This window comes from Martinezella miluonensis (assembly GCF_900094545.1).
In the GTDB taxonomy this organism is placed as follows: domain Bacteria; phylum Pseudomonadota; class Alphaproteobacteria; order Rhizobiales; family Rhizobiaceae; genus Rhizobium; species Rhizobium miluonense.
On sequence record NZ_FMAH01000012.1, the window covers coordinates 40,340 to 55,974 of the forward strand.

Annotated in this window: 12 protein-coding genes; 9 read left to right on the top strand and 3 right to left on the bottom strand. The window is 59.1% G+C overall.

The window, feature by feature from the left end; translation table 11 throughout:
• Positions 1-107: 107 nt before the first annotated feature.
• A complete protein-coding gene (locus GA0061102_RS12750; RefSeq protein ID WP_092847639.1) occupies positions 108-1,874 on the bottom strand; it encodes a methyl-accepting chemotaxis protein in 1,767 nt (588 codons plus the stop codon).
• Positions 1,875-2,388: 514 nt separating this feature from the next.
• On the opposite strand from GA0061102_RS12750, the gene GA0061102_RS12755 reads away from it, so the two are divergent.
• The 5 genes from GA0061102_RS12755 to GA0061102_RS12775 all read left to right on the top strand — a co-directional run bounded on the left by GA0061102_RS12755 (position 2,389) and on the right by GA0061102_RS12775 (position 9,255).
• Positions 2,389-3,387 carry a LacI family DNA-binding transcriptional regulator gene (locus GA0061102_RS12755; protein WP_092847647.1) on the top strand — a complete coding sequence of 333 codons (999 nt, stop codon included), beginning with the start codon at positions 2,389-2,391 and terminating at the stop codon, positions 3,385-3,387.
• On the top strand, positions 3,377-5,155 hold the full coding sequence (locus GA0061102_RS12760; RefSeq protein ID WP_092847655.1) for an adenine deaminase: 1,779 nt from the start codon (positions 3,377-3,379) through the stop codon (positions 5,153-5,155). Before GA0061102_RS12755 ends, GA0061102_RS12760 begins: the two co-directional genes overlap by 11 nt.
• A 623-nt stretch (positions 5,156-5,778) precedes the next feature.
• Positions 5,779-7,305 (top strand): HAL/PAL/TAL family ammonia-lyase, encoded by a 1,527-nt coding sequence (locus tag GA0061102_RS12765; protein ID WP_092847660.1) that lies wholly within the window; start codon positions 5,779-5,781, stop codon positions 7,303-7,305.
• Between the two features lie 121 nt (positions 7,306-7,426).
• On the top strand, positions 7,427-8,431 hold the full coding sequence (locus GA0061102_RS12770) for an ornithine cyclodeaminase family protein (RefSeq protein WP_092847663.1): 1,005 nt from the start codon (positions 7,427-7,429) through the stop codon (positions 8,429-8,431).
• Between the two features lie 5 nt (positions 8,432-8,436).
• Positions 8,437-9,255: a phosphate/phosphite/phosphonate ABC transporter substrate-binding protein gene (locus tag GA0061102_RS12775; protein WP_245297995.1), complete on the top strand. Its 819-nt coding sequence runs from the start codon at positions 8,437-8,439 to the stop codon at positions 9,253-9,255.
• Between the two features lie 108 nt (positions 9,256-9,363).
• Here the strand turns inward: GA0061102_RS12775 and GA0061102_RS12780 are convergent, their stop codons facing one another.
• Complete coding sequence (locus tag GA0061102_RS12780) at positions 9,364-9,945, bottom strand: nucleoside 2-deoxyribosyltransferase (protein ID WP_092847668.1); 582 nt, start codon at positions 9,943-9,945, stop codon at positions 9,364-9,366.
• Positions 9,946-10,154: 209 nt separating this feature from the next.
• On the opposite strand from GA0061102_RS12780, the gene GA0061102_RS12785 reads away from it, so the two are divergent.
• From GA0061102_RS12785 to pepT, 3 genes are all read left to right on the top strand, one after another.
• Positions 10,155-11,402, top strand: a complete 1,248-nt coding sequence (locus tag GA0061102_RS12785) for an adenylate/guanylate cyclase domain-containing protein (protein WP_092847910.1) — start codon at positions 10,155-10,157, stop codon at positions 11,400-11,402.
• Between the two features lie 253 nt (positions 11,403-11,655).
• A complete protein-coding gene (locus tag GA0061102_RS12790) occupies positions 11,656-12,180 on the top strand; it encodes a DUF992 domain-containing protein (protein ID WP_092847672.1) in 525 nt (174 codons plus the stop codon).
• A gap of 248 nt (positions 12,181-12,428) precedes the next feature.
• The gene (gene pepT, locus GA0061102_RS12795) at positions 12,429-13,661 is read left to right on the top strand and encodes a peptidase T (RefSeq protein ID WP_092847675.1); all 1,233 of its coding nucleotides are present in this window, start codon (positions 12,429-12,431) and stop codon (positions 13,659-13,661) included.
• Between the two features lie 93 nt (positions 13,662-13,754).
• On the opposite strand, the gene GA0061102_RS12800 is transcribed toward pepT, so the two are convergent.
• Complete coding sequence (locus tag GA0061102_RS12800) at positions 13,755-14,369, bottom strand: hypothetical protein (protein WP_092847677.1); 615 nt, start codon at positions 14,367-14,369, stop codon at positions 13,755-13,757.
• 289 nt (positions 14,370-14,658) lie between these two features.
• On the opposite strand from GA0061102_RS12800, the gene GA0061102_RS12805 reads away from it, so the two are divergent.
• Positions 14,659-15,564, top strand: a complete 906-nt coding sequence (locus GA0061102_RS12805; protein WP_092847679.1) for a hypothetical protein — start codon at positions 14,659-14,661, stop codon at positions 15,562-15,564.
• Positions 15,565-15,635 lie beyond the last annotated feature (71 nt).

A 15,635-nucleotide genomic window follows, 5' to 3' on the forward strand; every position in this document is an offset into this window, starting at 1 on the left:
TCGAATGAACGCCGATCGCTCTTAACCCAATTGCTCGTGAGGGCTGCACAGGTCCTTTTGCGGATTCGACATCGAACCTTTCCATCCGCCGGGACCTGTGCGCTTCCTCATCGACCTCTCGCTACCGAATTGGAGGACAGGCGTACGATTTTCTTCGGTTCGCCGAACGAGGCGAATGCATCCTCATTGGTCGACATGGCCGCGGATTGAGCTGCCCCGGCGTAGCTTGACTGCCCCGGCAGCTTGAAGCGCGTAATCATCTGCCGCAGCCGTTCGGCCTCTTGGGCCAGCGTCATGCTTGAGGCTGTTGCCTCCTCCACCATTGCCGCGTTCTGTTGCGTCACCTGATCCATCTGGTTGACGGCGGAATTGACCTCGGACAATCCGGTGGACTGCTCGTTCGCGGAGACCGCTATGGCCTGCATATGCTCGTTGACGGAGGTGATATTGTCCTGGATCGTCTTGAGCGCATCGCCCGTCTCATGGACGAGCTTCACGCCATGCTTCACCTCTTCCGAGGAATTTCGGATCAGCTCCTTAATTTCCTTGGCAGCTTTGGCCGAGCGCTGGGCGAGTTCACGCACTTCCTGAGCGACGACGGCAAATCCCTTACCCGCTTCGCCGGCGCGCGCAGCCTCCACGCCGGCATTGAGCGCCAGGAGATTCGTCTGGAAGGCGATCTCGTCGATCACGCCGATGATGTTGGCGATGCTATTGGAGGACTCCTCGATACGCGCCATTGCGCCGACGGCATCGGCAACGATCTGTCCGGAGCGGCATGCGCTGTCATTTGCCGTTGCGGCGGCCTGGCGCGCCTCATTGGCCCGCTTTGAGGCGTTGCCGACATTGACCGTGATTTCATCGAGGGCGGCTGCCGTTTCCTCCAGCGCCGCAGCCTGCTGCTCCGTGCGCCGCGAGAGATTGCTGGCGCCATCGCTGATTTCGCGCGCACCATCATCGATCAAGCCGGTGGACCGGGAAACAGAGGCGAGCGTCTCGCCGAGTTGCTGCATGGCCGAGTTCATATTCTCCCGCAAAGCCTCGAAATCCTTTGCGAAATGCCGATCGAGCGAGAAGCTCAGATCGCCGAGCGCGAGTTTCGACAATGCATCGCCGACCGTGCGAACTGCGAATACGCGCTCGCTGACGTCGGTTGCGAATTTGACGACTTTTACGACTTTTCCAGCGTCATTCGTGATCGGATTGTAGGACGCATTCAGATAGATGGCTCTTCCGCCTTTGCCGTAGCGTATAATATCCCCAATATGAGGATTGTTGGCGCGGAGATCTGTCCAGAGCTGCTCAAACTGACGATCTCCCGCCTCGCCTTCCTCCAGAAATATGCGGTGATTTCGCCCCTTGATTTCGGCGAGCGTATAGCCGACCGCCGCCAGGAAATTGTCGTTGGCGCTGACGATCTCGCCGGCTGGCGTGAACTCTATGACAGCCTGCACACGATTGATCGCCAACAGCTGATTGCGATAATCGGTATTCTGGATTCTCGCTCTCGCATCGGCCCATTCAACGACGAAGCCCATGATCCTCTCTGCTCGCATAAGCGGCGTCACGATCAAATCGAACATGCGCTGGCCAACGGATATCGTCGCCCTGTGTTGTTTCTTCAAAGCCGCGAGCATTGAACGCTGATGCGCCGGATTCTTATGAAAGATATCGATGTTGGAGCCGACGAGGGTCGCCATGCTGAACCGCGGCAGTTCTTTCTTGAGGTCGTTTTCGGCCTCCTGCAGCAATTCCCGAGTTGCCGGATTGATATAGACAATGTTGAGTTTGGCGTCGGCGATCATGATATTGGCGCTCATCGCATCCAACGCACCGGTTTTCATCGTTCCAGCGGCACCATGGATTCCTAACATCGTCGTGATATCCCTTCCGGCTCTTTCAACTAGAAATTCAGTCGACGAAGGATTTAGTTCCTTCGAATTTGCAAAATTAGTATGTTCAATTTTAATAAATCATAATACTTAACGAAATCTTTAGGGCGTGGATTCGCCCCTTCATTACTTCAAGGAGAGGCTTTAATACGCAGACGCGATAGACTATCTCTCACATATGATAGTTCATATATAGGATTTACATTATCTATATACTTCCTATAGACTTTCCGCATTTTTTGGACGGAAGGCGAAAAATGGCGATAAGATCCATTGTTGTGCCTGCCGATGGCTTCAGCGGCCGATGGCGAGCTACAATCCATGCGTTTAGCCTTGAACCAATCGACGCGATGAGGCTAAGGCTGTTTCACCTATAGATGCGGATAGACCATTATCGGCGAACCTCGCGCAAAAGACATCCTCTGCAAATAAGGACTTGCAAAAATACGTCACTTTGATTAATCGTTTAATCAGAGGAGATCGAGACCATTCCCAAATGAGCGAAACACGCCCTTCTTCGATTCGCGAGATTGCAGACAGGCTGGGTGTCTCTACGGCAACCGTTTCCAATGCCCTGCGTGGTAAGGGACGAGTTTCGCCGGCCCTGGCCTTGCAGATTCGGGCAGAGGCGGAGACGCTGGGCTATGTCCCGGATCACGCGGCGCGCGCGCTGCGCACGGGGAAAAGCAATACAATCGGCTTGCTGGTTCCGAATATCGGGCAGCCTCTGTTTCCCGCCTTTGCCCAGGCCATCGAACGCGCCGCCAAGCAGCGAGGCCTTGCCGTCTTGATCGGCGACAGCGAGGGTGATCCCGCGCAGCAGGATTTCGAAATAAGAAACATGATCGCTCGCGGCGTCGATGCTCTGATCATCATACCGACTCGAGGCACGACAGTTATGCCGAAGAGCTTTTCAGTTCCGGTTGCCATCATCGACAGCGCCGCCACCGCCGGCAACATTGCTGCAAGCGATCACCGCGAAGGTGGTCGCAAGGTAGCTCGGCACCTGATTGAGCTCGGTCACGACAAACTTCTTGTCCTTGCCGGGCCGGAAAATTCGCTGGTGGCGCGCGAGCGCGTCGAAGGAATGTGCGAGATCTTCGTTTCGGCTGGGATCCAGCCGACGCTGAAATATAGCGACGCAACCCTCGAAGCAGGCAGTGTTCTTGGCCGCGAGCTCGATCTCGGTCGCTTTACCGCCTGCGCTGCCGCCTATGACGCGCTCGCCATAGGCTTTGCTCTCGCTGTCCGGGACCGAGGCTACAGCATCCCGCAGGATATATCGCTCACGGGTTTTGATGACCTGATGTGGGCGCAGATAGTCTCGCCGCCCCTCACCACGGTCCGCCAGGATCTCGAGGCGGTGGCCATCCATGCGCTTTCCTTCGTCACCGGCGAAGCTGATGCCAGTAGAATTTTCCCAACCGATCTTGTCGTGAGGCAATCCACCGCACGCCCGTCGGCCTTCTCTCAGGGAGATAAAAATGCCGAATGAACCTCATGACCTCAATTCGTCTGCCCTGCGCGATCACGCCGTACGGGCGGCACGCGGTCTTGAGCCATTCGATGTGCTGATCGTCGGCGGGACACTTGTCGACGTCGCAACCTCGGAGATGCGGCCGGCCGATATCGGCCTTGTCGGCCCCTTGATTGCAAGCGTTCATGCTCCAGCAAGCAGGACGGACGCCAAGCAGACCATCGATGCCTCAGGACGCTTCATCACGCCCGGATTTATCGACACGCACATGCATGTCGAAAGCTCGATGGTAACGCCGAGGCGATATGCGGAGACCGTCGTCCCTCAGGGAACGACGACCGTGTGCTGGGATCCCCATGAAGTTGGTAATGTCGCCGGCCTCGACGGCATTCGATGGGCGCTGGAAGAAACCAAACAACTTTCGCTGCGCTTTTTGACCTTGGCGCCATCCTGCGTCCCTTCGGCACCAGGCCTGGAGCTCGCCGGTGCGGAATTCCGGGCCGGCGAAATGGCAACCATGCTGCGCTGGCCGGAGATTTCGGGCGTTGCCGAAGTGATGAACATGCGCGGCGTGCTTGAGCGAAGCGAGCCGATGCGCGGCGTCGTGGAAGCCGGGCTTGCCAGCGGCAAGCGCGTCTGCGGCCATGCCCGCGGCCTCGAAGACGCGGATTTGCAGGCCTTTGTCTCGGCTGGCATTCAATCGGATCATGAGATTACGTCGGGCGAAGATCTGCTGGCGAAATTGCGAGCCGGCCTTACCGTCGAGTTGCGCGGTTCCCATGACTATGTCCTTCCCGGCGTAATCGAGGCGCTGAAGAAGCTGCCGCATTTGCCGCAGACGCTGACGATCTGCACCGACGATGTCTTCCCCGATGATCTTGTGAGCGACGGAGCAATGTCATCCGTTCTCAGGCGTCTCATTGCCCACGGCATGAAGCCGATCGACGCCATTCGCGCCGCCACGCTCAATGCCGCAATGTGGTTCAATCGGTACGATCTCGGACTGATCGCTCCTGGCCGGCGCGCTGATATCGTCATCCTGTCCGATCTCGAAAAGATCGTGGTTGACCGTGTTTATGCATCGGGTCGCGAGGTCGCAAGAAATGGCGAACTTACCGCAGCCGGTGATAGCGTCTCTACAGACGCCTACCGCGACACCGTAAAGCTTCAAAGGCTTTCTGCCGCCGATTTTGACATCAGGCTTCCAGGCACGACCGAGGCGCGTGTCCACACGGTCGTCAGCCCGCGTTTCACCAAATGGGGAGAGGCGGTTGTCAAGGTGCGCGACGACAAGCTCTTGCTGCCTGACAACATGCTCCTGATGGCCGTCATCCATCGCCATGGAAGAAAAGACCCCACGCCCGTCATCGGCATTCTGGAAGATTGGGGCCATTGGCGCGGCGCCCTGGCAACGACGATATCGCATGACAGCCACAACCTTACCGTCTTCGGTCGCGATCCCGCAGATATGGCTGCGGCTGCCAATGCCGTCATCGACGCCTGCGGCGGCATGGCAACGTCGGCAGACGGCAAGGTTACGGCCGTGCTCGCCCTGCCCGTCTGCGGACTGTTGTCGGACGCTCCTGCAAAGCAAGTTGCCGACGACTTCGCCAAGCTGCGCGCGGCAGCCGATGCAATCGCCGATTGGATGCCGCCAATTCGCACCTTCAAGGCAGTCGTTGGGGCCAGCCTTGCATGCAACCCCGGCCCGCACGTCACCGATCTTGGACTGACTGACGGGACGACCCAGGAAATCAGACCGCTTCTGGCTGCAAGCCGAAACTGATGTCACCCGCCAAACGGCAGCGTTTGCCGACTTAGGAGATATACATAACGGAAATCATTGCTGGTATCACGGCCTGATCGCCGACCTAGAGCCTCTGCTTCACGCCGATGAGGCTATGAGCTGGGTGGTGACCCCAACCTGCTCCAATGCAAGCTGCACTTCCGAGGATGCGTCGCAATTGTGCAGCTCGGTGATTTAGCAGCGCTCGTCGGTCCAGAATTCGCCCTTGCCGTTCGCAAAGACGATCTTGTGTCCTCCGGCCGTCGATTTCCTCCGTCATGTCTGGGTCAGCGAACTGAGCTGCGGCTGTGGACATCGGCAGGAACCACTTTGTGAAAAGTGGTTCAATGCTCGTCTTTTTGTCGATGAAGTTGAATGAGCCGTCAGCCGATCGCATAGGCCTGCTATCAGCCAAGACGTTCCAATGAAGAGCATGGCAGGATGCGATGCGACATCTGATCCAACGGAGCGAGGAGATAGAGTGTTCTCCAATCGGTATGACTGTCGCCACCCCCATGCCGTGATATGTGTGTGCTGATCTATTCCAGCGACAGATTTCGACGGGAGGCGCATTCCGGCGAAGATCGCAGGAAACCGATCACACTTCTTGGAGGCAGGCGGCAATGAGCAAGGCGGACAACATCATATCCTTCACCGGAATGCCCCCGACGGTGAGCGATATCGCCGCGATCGCGCGGCAGAACGCCTGGATTGAGATTTCACCTGATGTCGAGCGGAAGATCGTCGCCGCACGTGCCGTCGTGGAACGCTATCTGGCAGACGATAGGCCAGTTTATGGTTTGACGACAGGACTCGGCGCAGGCGTCGATACCAGGCTCGATACGGATGATCTTGTCGCTTTCCAGATGCGTGTGCCGCAAGCCCGTGCAGTCGGCGTCGGAGCATCGTTGCCGCGGGATGTCGTGCGGGCGATGATGGCGGCGCGCATCACCGGCATGGCAGCTGGCGGCTCTGGCGTCTCGTTGCCGGTGTTCTCCGGCCTGGTGGCGGCGCTGAATGCCGGCTTCCATCCCGTTGTGCCCTCGCTGGGCTCCATCGGCGCCGCCGATCTCGCGCCGCTTGCACATATGGGTCGGGCCTTGTTAGGGGATGGTGAGGCCGAAGTCGGCGGTGTCGTCATGGCGGCCGGCGAAGCTCTTGAAACGGCTGGACTGAAACCATTGCCTTTCGGGCCGAAGGACGGTCACGCTCTTGTCGTCGCCAACAGCCTCTCCGTCGGGAAAGCCTGCCTCTGCCTCGAAGATGTGGAGCGGCTGTCCGACTGGTCGCTTTCGGCCATCGCACTGAATTTCGAAGCCTTCCGCGCCAACGTATCCGCTTTCGACGACCGGGCATTGGCGGCAAGGCCGGCATTCGGTCAACGTGAGGCGGCAACGAGGCTCCGCGACCTGCTTTCCGGAAGCTCGCTGCTCACCGAAGGCGCGGCCCGGCGGCTGCAGGATCCTTTGAGCTATCGCTGTGCTCCGCAGGTCTGGGGTGCGCTTCTCCATGCGATCGCCGAGGCTCGCGAGGCGACGGAGATCGAAATCGCCAGCTCCGGTGACAACCCCGTCGTATTGGCGGACGAAGGCCTCGTCCTTTCGCATGGCAATTTCGACATGACGGCTTTCGTGCTCGCCTGGGAGCGCCTCGGCCAGGCGCTGGCGCATTGCGCAGCCGCGACGGCCTACCGCACGATGAAGATCATGTCGGCTGCGATGTCGGAACTGCCACGGTTCCTCACGCCGCTCGGCCAGAGCCGCACAGGTTTCGCGACCGTGCAAAAAACCGTCTCGGCGCTCGAAACCGAGATACGCCATTTTGCTGCGCCGATTTCGCTGACGCCCATTCCGGTCGCCGATGGCATCGAGGACCAGGCATCGATGGCGCCAAGCGTTCTGGCAAAGACCGAGGCGATCATCGAACGGCTGCGCTATCTCGTTGCCATCGAGCTCATCGCTTCGGCCCAGGCCGTCGAGCTTCGCGGCGTGCAGGGTGAGCTTGGCGCGGGCACAGAACAGGCCTATCGGCAGGTTCGCGCCCTTGTGCCGCCGCTCGACGAGGACCGGGCTCAGGGACCGGATTTTCAGAGGCTTTCGGAATTCATAGGAAATACACCTTGGGAAGAAAGGGCTGCTCCCCATCCATGACGAAATCAGGGGCAGCAGCACCAAGAGCATAGCCTCACCTGATTGAAGCTTTCCGGCAGGCCGTCCGCGGCCTCCTTCCTCGATAAGCCGGCATGACCGGCAACTGACCTGGAGAATGGCAATGCAGGAAATCTGGATCGACTATCTGAACGCCATCGATGCGAAGGCACTTGCGCTTTCCAACGATGAGATTCTTGACGCCGTTACCAAGGCGCTCGACGCGCAGGGGCGTGGCGAGACCGTGATCGAACCTCGTGTCCATCTCGTCCCGGAAAGCTCAGACAAAGGTCATTTCAATGTGTTGCGCGGTTATGTGAAACCGCTTGATTATGCCGGCGTCAAGGTCGCCGGCGATTTCGTCGACAATTACAAGCAGGGCCTGCCCTCTGAAATGGCCGTGCTCAACCTGTTCGATCCACGCACCGGCGTGCCGAAGGCGATTATCGATGCGACTGCCATCACCGACATGCGCACTGGTGCCGTCACGGCGATCGGCGCCCGGCATCTTGCCCGCAAGGACAGCAAGATCCTCGGCCATATCGGCGCGCGCGGCACCTCCTATTGGAACGTGCGCCTGCTCGATCACCTCTTCGATTTCGACGAGATCCGCGTCCATTCACGCCGCCCGGAAAGCCGCGACGCCTTCGCCGCGCGATTGGAGAAGGATCTGGGCAAGAAGATCATCGTGACGGACAATTGGGAAGATTGCCTCAAGGGTGCCGACATCATGATCGAGGCCAGCCGCCTGCCGGAGCCGACGCCACTCTTCAAGACCGCCTGGGTCAAGAAAGGTGCTTTCGTCGTCCCCTACGGCACGATGAGCGCGCTCGAATTCGACCTGACCGACATCATGGACAAGGTGGTGGTCGACGATTGGGGTCAGTGCGGGCCTGGCCGTCCGTTCGGCGCGCTGCGCCGCCACGTCGACGAAGGCAAGGTCACCGCCGAGACGCTGCATGCTGAAATCGGCCAGATCGTCTGTGGCGCTAAACCAGGCCGCGAAAACGACGATGAGACCATCCTTTTCTGGCATCGCGGGCTCAGCACCACCGACGTCGCACTCGGCGCGGCGATGGTCGACAAGGCCAGGCGCATGAATATCGGCCAGCGCCTCCGTTTCGCGTGACCGCCATGACGACGCGCCTCTCCCCAGCCATTGCCTGTTCGCGCATGTACAATCTCAGCCCGAAGATTTCGGGACTATGGGATCGCCTTTTCCATTGGCTGTCGAGCCAATCCGGTATCGACATTGAGGTCATTCTGCATGCGGCACCAGCTCCCCTCTCCGAACTCTGGTCGCGGCCGGACATGGGTGCGGTCTTCATGTGCGGCTTTCCGTTTTCGAGGGTTGCAGCAGCCGAACGACCAGTGCCGCTAGCTGCGCCCGTTTCGCTGGCGGATTGGGCCAAGGGGCAGCCGGTCTATGCAAGCCACATCGTCGCCGCGCGTGACAAACTGTTCGCAGAGGCCGATCTTGCGACCTTGCGCTGGGGTTGGACCGTGCGGGACTCGCAGTCCGGCTACAATGCCCCGCGGGAATTCTTCGCCGAGATCGCAAACGGACGTTCGGTGCGCGAAACCACCGGCCCGCTGCTCAATCCGCGTGGCGTGGTCGAGGCAATCCGCACCGGTGCGATCGATGTCGGTGCGATCGACGCCTACGCCTATCAGCTACTGGAACTGCACGAGCCGGACATGATTGCCCCATTGCGCATCGTCGCAACAACAAGGCCGGCGCCCTTTCCACTTCTGGTCGCCGCCAGGCAGCAGCCTTCCGAGAGGATCAATGCACTTCAAGCTGCCCTTCTTGAGGCGCACCGAAGCCCGGAAGGGCACGATATTCTAAGCTCGCTCGGCCTTGCTGGCTTCGCCAAACCGGATATCGCAGCTTATGATCGGCTCCCGGCAAGAGCTAAAGCCATCGATGACCTTCTGGGAGGGCCGTGGTGACACTCTGGCATGCCTGCCACCATCGCGGCAGGAATGCTCGCAACTGCCATGCTTCCCGCCTTGCATCCAATTGATCGGCCTCGAAACCAAGCGGACACTCGCCAGAGATCAGGCGCGAATTGCCGGTTTCAACAATTTTTCGGCAGCCAGCTTCAGACAATCCTCGAAGGCTGTCAGGTCAAGAAAGAGCTGGCCCGGTGCCACCCTGCGCGTCATTATCGCGCCGTTTCGGACCGCGATGCCGCCGTCCAGCATCAGATTCTCGGTCATATCGAAGTTTTCCAGCGCCATGCCATCCGGTCCGCGGTGGCGTCCGTCCGGGCCGAGCTGCACGTTGCCACCATAGAGATCGCTCACTCGCTCGAAATGATTTTCGCTGCTATTGGAGAAGGCAAAGGCCGGGCAGCCGCGGGCGCACATGAAGCCCAGTTCGAAGACCGTGCCGACATCGGCCGAAACGCCGCGAAACGGCGTCAGATTGGCGATGATCAGGTCGGCGCTCGTCATCAGGCTTTCGTTGATGGCGCTGATGGCGAGACCGCGCAGATGCCTTGTTTCCGTTTCGGGAACCGTAAGATCGCCGGGCGATACCGGCGTAAAACCATAGCTGCGCGCCATGGCAATCTTGCGGTCCAGAACCTCTCTCGCATTGGGGAGGAACACCTCAGGCCCCGCCAAATATGCTCTCAATTCTTTGCCCTTCCAACAAAATGTTTGCCGCAGGCAAGCTGCGGAACCATATCAGTGATATGACCGATTCAGCGCTGCCGCGCCAGACCGGACGAGTGGCTTGTAAATCCTCGAGCTTGGGCGCGAATACCGTTCCCGGTAAATGGCGAGGAAGATATAGTCACGCTGCGTGAGCCGATGACAGGCGAAGGAATTTACGGGGTATGGAAATGCAATCTTCTATGGAGACAATGGCCGGCTCAGAAATCGATGACCGTGGCATCTGGCCGACGAAGCAGAGCAAGATCCTCGATTGGCTAATGAATGACGTTCGCGATCAACGCTTCATCGACAACATCCTCGTCGAGTTGTGCGAGAAGATGCGGGCGATCGGAGTTCCGGTCGGACGATCGACGCTGCATTTCAGGACGCTGCATCCGCAGTGGCTCGGCGCGCGAATCCTCTGGCGTACCGGCATGAAGGAAGGCGACATCGCCACTTTCAGTTATGGCGTCGAGAACACGCCGCAGTTTCTGGCCAGCCCCATCAACGAAATCTTCAACGGGGCCGTCGAGGTCCGGCAAAATCTTGAGGTTTCGCATAAGGATGAGCTTCCCTATTCGCTCTATAAGGAGTTGCATGCGGAGGGACTGACCGATTACATCGCCTGGCCGATCTACCACACGCTCGGTAAGCGCCATATCGTCACCTTCGCCTCGGATGCGCCGGGCGGCTTCACCGACGCGCACATCACCTTCCTGAAGGATCTGCTTCCGGCGCTGACGATGGTGACCGAAATCAGGCTGAAGAACATCATGACTCGCACAATGCTGCGCACCTATGTCGGGCCGCATGCCAGCGAGAAGATCCTGGCGGGCGCGACCACGCGCGGCAGCGGCACCACGGTGGGCGCAGCGATCCTGATCTGCGACCTTCGCGACTTCACCTCGATCTCGGACATGTGGCCGCGCGACGACGTTATCGAGCTGCTCAACGGCTACTTCGACGCGATGGTGGAGCCGATCGAAAAGCATGGCGGCGAAATTCTCAAATTCATGGGCGACGGGCTCCTGGCGATCTTTCCGCTCAGCAATCCCGACGCCTGCCACAATCTCCTCGTCTCCATCAGCGAGGCACAGGCAGCGGTCGCAGCGCTCAACGACGAAAATCGCAAGAATGGCCGCGAGGTGCTGCGCTACGGCGTCGGCGTGCATGTCGGCGACGTGATGTACGGCAATATCGGCTCACGCACCCGTCTCGACTTCACCGTCATCGGCCCAGCCGTCAACATTGCCTCCCGGCTGGAGACGCTGACCAAGCAGGTGAAGCGGCCGGTGCTGCTGTCCAAGGCATTCGTCGACATGGCTGGTTGCCAGCGCGATATGGAATGCCTCGGCTCCTTTCCGCTGAAGGGCCTTGGCGAACCGGTCGATGTCTTTGCCTTCACCGCAAAAGAGAAACTGCTGGAAGACGCGTGATCGGCCGAAACCTCGGGTTCTGCACTCTTGCGCGGCCGATTTGACGCGGCGCGATTCAGTCGGTTGCAAAACGTGAAAGAGCAAGGGGCTGCCGCCACCGGCATAGCGCTCTATATTGTGAGGCGGATCATGACGATAGCCGCCTTATTTTTGAGATCGTTCTGCGGCTACAGACGTTGGGTAAGGGTTGATTCTATCGGCTCGACCGCACAGGGTGCCCGACACCCATAATACTCTGACAAGGAGAAAACAGATGAGAAAAATTCTGACACTGGCATTTTCTGCAGCGTCGTTGATCGTCGCCGGCACGGCGGTGGCGCGCGCGGCGGATTTGACGACGACCTATCGCGAAGAGGAATCCGACCAGCGCAACGGCGTTAAGATCGGCTATCTCGATTGCGATATCGGCGGTGGCGTCGGCTATGTGCTCGGATCGGCCAAGGAGGTGGATTGCACCTTCCATTCGACGGTCGGACGCGAGCGCATCGATCACTATACCGGTGCGATCAGAAAGATGGGTGTCGATCTCGGCTTCACCACTCGCAGCCGTCTCCTCTGGGCAGTCTTCGCGCCGACAGCCGGCTATCATCATGGCTCGCTGAGCGGCCTCTATCAGGGTGCTACCGTCGAAGCGACCGTCGGTGCCGGCATCGGCACGAACATTCTTGTTGGCGGCACCGCCGGCTCGATCCATCTCCAGACTGTGAGCGTGACCGGCCAGCTCGGCCTGAACCTTGCCGCGACCGGCACGTCTGTCACGCTGACTCCGGCGAACTAAGATATATGCCGCAGCGAAGCGGCATGGTTTCTACGGCCGCCCTGGCTCCCGCTGGGGCGGCCATTTCTTGGCTGGAGCCATCGCTCAGCCTCTTGCTGAGCCCTTGTCGGCAAGCCGGCTCCGCTTTCCGTGGCTCCGGCCCATGTTTTCCTGTTATTCGGCATCTTCGTTTAGCGCGAAACGGATTCACGCTAAGGCGGCACAGCTTTATAGCTATGCAACGCAGAAAACCAATTGGAGCCAAGCTCATGACCGATACCGTCACCGATCGCTTCCTTCGCTATGTCGTCGTCGACACCCAGTCGGACCCGACCTCGAACACGCAACCATCCACCGAGAAGCAGAGGAATCTGGGACGCATTCTCGTCGATGAACTGCTGGCGATCGGGCTGACCGATGCGCATCTGGACGAGCACGGCTACGTCTACGCGACCATTCATTCCAATGTCGACAAGCCGGTTCCGGTGATCTGCTTCTGCTCCCACATGGATACCGCTCCGGATTTCACCGGCACGAACGTCAAGCCGCAGGTTCTGCGGGATTATCGCGGTGGCGATATCAGGCTAATCGGCGACCCGCAGCAGGTCATTCGCGTCGAGGAGCACCCTGCCCTGCGCGACCAGATCGGCAATGACATTATCACCTCCGACGGCACGACATTGCTCGGTGCCGACGACAAGGCAGGCCTCGCCGAGATCGTTGCGGCGGCCCAATATCTCGTCGACAATCCGGATATCAGCCACGGCACGATCAAGCTCCTGTTCACGACCGACGAAGAGATCGGCCGTGGCGTCGACAAGGTGGATCTCAAGAAGCTCGGCGCGCAATTTGCCTATACGGTTGACGGCGAAACCGCAGGCCACATCGAAGACGAGACGTTTTCGGCTGACGGCGTCGAGGTCCTCATCCAGGGTGTCGCCATCCATCCAGGCTTTGCCCTCGGCAAGATGGAGAATGCCATCAAGATCGCCGGCGCGATCATCCACAGGCTGCCGAAGGACATCGCGCCCGAAACGACGAGCGGCCGTGACGGTTTCATCCATCCGACCGGTGTCAGCGGTTCGATGGACAAGGCCTCGCTCGGCTTCATCATCCGCGATTTCGACGAGGCTGGCCTCGCGGTCAAGGAGACCATGCTGGAGGGGATCGTCAAGGACGTCATGGCAGCCTACCCCGGCTCGTCTTACACCTTCACGGTGAAGCACCAGTACCGCAACATGAAGACCGTTCTCGACGGTCATCCGGAAATCGTCGATCATGCCGTGGAGGCAATCCGGCGCGCCGGCATGACGCCCGTGCGCGGCAGCATTCGCGGCGGCACGGATGGCTCTCGGCTCTCGTTCAAGGGCTTGCCATGCGCCAATCTCTTTGCCGGCGGCCATGCTTTTCACTCGCCGCTCGAATGGGTGAGCCGGCAGGATATGGAAAGGGCCGTTAAAACGCTCGTTGAACTGGCGAAGATCTGGGCGGAGCGAGCATAGTCGCAACGTCAGGCAGAATAACTCCCATCGAGATCTAAACGAAGAGCAGCCTCGTTGCGAAATGGGGCTGCTTTATGTGGGAGGCGCGGAGGCTTACCAGTCAAGACGAGCGACATCGTCGAGCGCCTGCCGTCCGCGACGAAGCACGTTGCCGGGCGCATCCACCGCCTGGCTCAACAGGTTGCGCGCTCCCGCCAGCGGGCGGAACCCTACGCTTTCCTCCACCACGGGAGCCGGATCGCTGCTCACTGGCGGCACTTCGGCCTGGGCATATTGCGGATAGCCTGCAATCAAAGGATCGCGCGTTTCACATTGCGGCAGGCAGCGGTCAAACTGTTCGACGCCGCTGGCAGCTGCAACCTTGGTCTTTGCAATATCGGAACGAGACGCCACATGCTTTGCCGGAACCGTGGCTTTGACGGCAGCAAGAGGCGACGATGTCGGGATCGGCACGGACATTAGCTGCTGGACCGGGCTCGCATCGATTGCGAGCTGCGGCCCATTCATCGCGACATGTTCGAAAGGCTTGGCGCTACTGACTGTGATGCGGCCGCTCTCGTCGAACAGCCGCATAGCCCGCTCGGTCGGGGCCGTTTCGACAATCAGATAGAGAGCACCGACCACGGTGCCGCAAACTGCGAGCCCGGTACCCAACCTCCGGGTCGTCTCGCTTTGACCATTCCACCATCTCACAGGCTGCGTATCCATCGATCGCTCCATCCGACAAAATCTAGAATGCCCATTCTCGCGAGAACTGTGGCGCGGATTTTACCGAAACATGGCTAACTGCAGGCCTTGTGCAAAGAAATGTTGAAGAAAGCGCGCGGGCCGAAAATGGCTGATGCTTAAGGGATACACTTCCCCGTTAAGCCTTATGCTTAAAGTTAATCGAGCAGACCACGAGACAAACAACTGTTCTTATGATCTTATCATCCCGTGGCCGAGGCTGGAGCCACTCACGATTCCCTTATGAAACTTAAAATATTGAATTTTTCGCATGGTATTCACGGCAAATGCGCTAGTTCGCAACGAGCATTTTCTATCTGCTATATTGCAGAGCGCACATGAGCTTATGGCGATATACAGCGAGAATCCCCGCATAGCCTCCATTATGGCAGCGCAGCAGCGATGGCTTATGGCACATGCGGGTTTTTCGCTGTCCCTCGGCTATCCCGACGAGCCGACGCCAGGGCTTTATAGTAGCCGATTCATCGATTTTGCCGTGAAGCACGGCATCGCCAGCCGCAATACCGCCGCCGCCTTCCTAAAGGAGATGCTGGCCTACAAGTTCATTCAGCCGGTGCAGCGCAGTCCGGATCGTCGCATCACCCTACTGGAGCCGACACCATTCACTCGCGACTACATGATGCGCTGGATCCATACCCATCTCATCGTGCTCGATACGCTCGACGGCGGCAACCGCATGGCGACGATCGCCCTCGATCCGGAAGCGACCTGGCGCATGCATCCCATCATTGCCAAGCGCATCGTGGATAGCGATGCTCTTCGCAATCCCGGAGTGACGTACAACCTGTTCAACTGGGCCACATCCGGCAGCATTGTCATGGATTACCTCATCTCCCGGATAACCTCGATCGACTTTGCAGCGGACAAGGTGCTGATCGGCCGTGTTTCCATGAAGATGATGCAGGATCAGTTCATGATTTCCAGAACGCATCTGAAGCGCCTGTTCAAGCGAGCCGCCGAATTCGGCAGCGTCGGATGGGTTGGCGCGCCGGGAAAGAGCAGCTTCTGGCTGTCCCACACGTTCGTCTCCGAATACTGGAGATATCAAGCGGAGAAATACGCGATCATCGACTCCGTGAGCCATATCGTGCTCAACGCCGCTGACGGAAGCGATGAAAGATCGGGTGCTACGGCTCTCGGGTTGGTTATCGATTGAGCGGCTACGCTCACCCCTATTTGACGGGGTACGACGGGTCACTCGCTCGGCAAGTCGAGTATTGATGCCGG

What these genes read in the sequence shown, in the direction of transcription:
- GA0061102_RS12750 (WP_092847639.1), bottom strand. Translation starts at nt 1,874, where the DNA reads ATGTTAGGAATCCATGGTGCCGCTGGAACGATGAAAACCGGTGCGTTG.
- GA0061102_RS12755 (WP_092847647.1), top strand. Translation starts at nt 2,389, where the DNA reads ATGAGCGAAACACGCCCTTCTTCGATTCGCGAGATTGCAGACAGGCTG.
- GA0061102_RS12760 (WP_092847655.1), top strand. Translation starts at nt 3,377, where the DNA reads ATGCCGAATGAACCTCATGACCTCAATTCGTCTGCCCTGCGCGATCAC.
- GA0061102_RS12765 (WP_092847660.1), top strand. Translation starts at nt 5,779, where the DNA reads ATGAGCAAGGCGGACAACATCATATCCTTCACCGGAATGCCCCCGACG.
- GA0061102_RS12770 (WP_092847663.1), top strand. Translation starts at nt 7,427, where the DNA reads ATGCAGGAAATCTGGATCGACTATCTGAACGCCATCGATGCGAAGGCA.
- GA0061102_RS12775 (WP_245297995.1), top strand. Translation starts at nt 8,437, where the DNA reads ATGACGACGCGCCTCTCCCCAGCCATTGCCTGTTCGCGCATGTACAAT.
- GA0061102_RS12785 (WP_092847910.1), top strand. Translation starts at nt 10,155, where the DNA reads ATGCAATCTTCTATGGAGACAATGGCCGGCTCAGAAATCGATGACCGT.
- GA0061102_RS12790 (WP_092847672.1), top strand. Translation starts at nt 11,656, where the DNA reads ATGAGAAAAATTCTGACACTGGCATTTTCTGCAGCGTCGTTGATCGTC.
- pepT (WP_092847675.1), top strand. Translation starts at nt 12,429, where the DNA reads ATGACCGATACCGTCACCGATCGCTTCCTTCGCTATGTCGTCGTCGAC.
- GA0061102_RS12800 (WP_092847677.1), bottom strand. Translation starts at nt 14,369, where the DNA reads ATGGATACGCAGCCTGTGAGATGGTGGAATGGTCAAAGCGAGACGACC.
- GA0061102_RS12805 (WP_092847679.1), top strand. Translation starts at nt 14,659, where the DNA reads ATGGTATTCACGGCAAATGCGCTAGTTCGCAACGAGCATTTTCTATCT.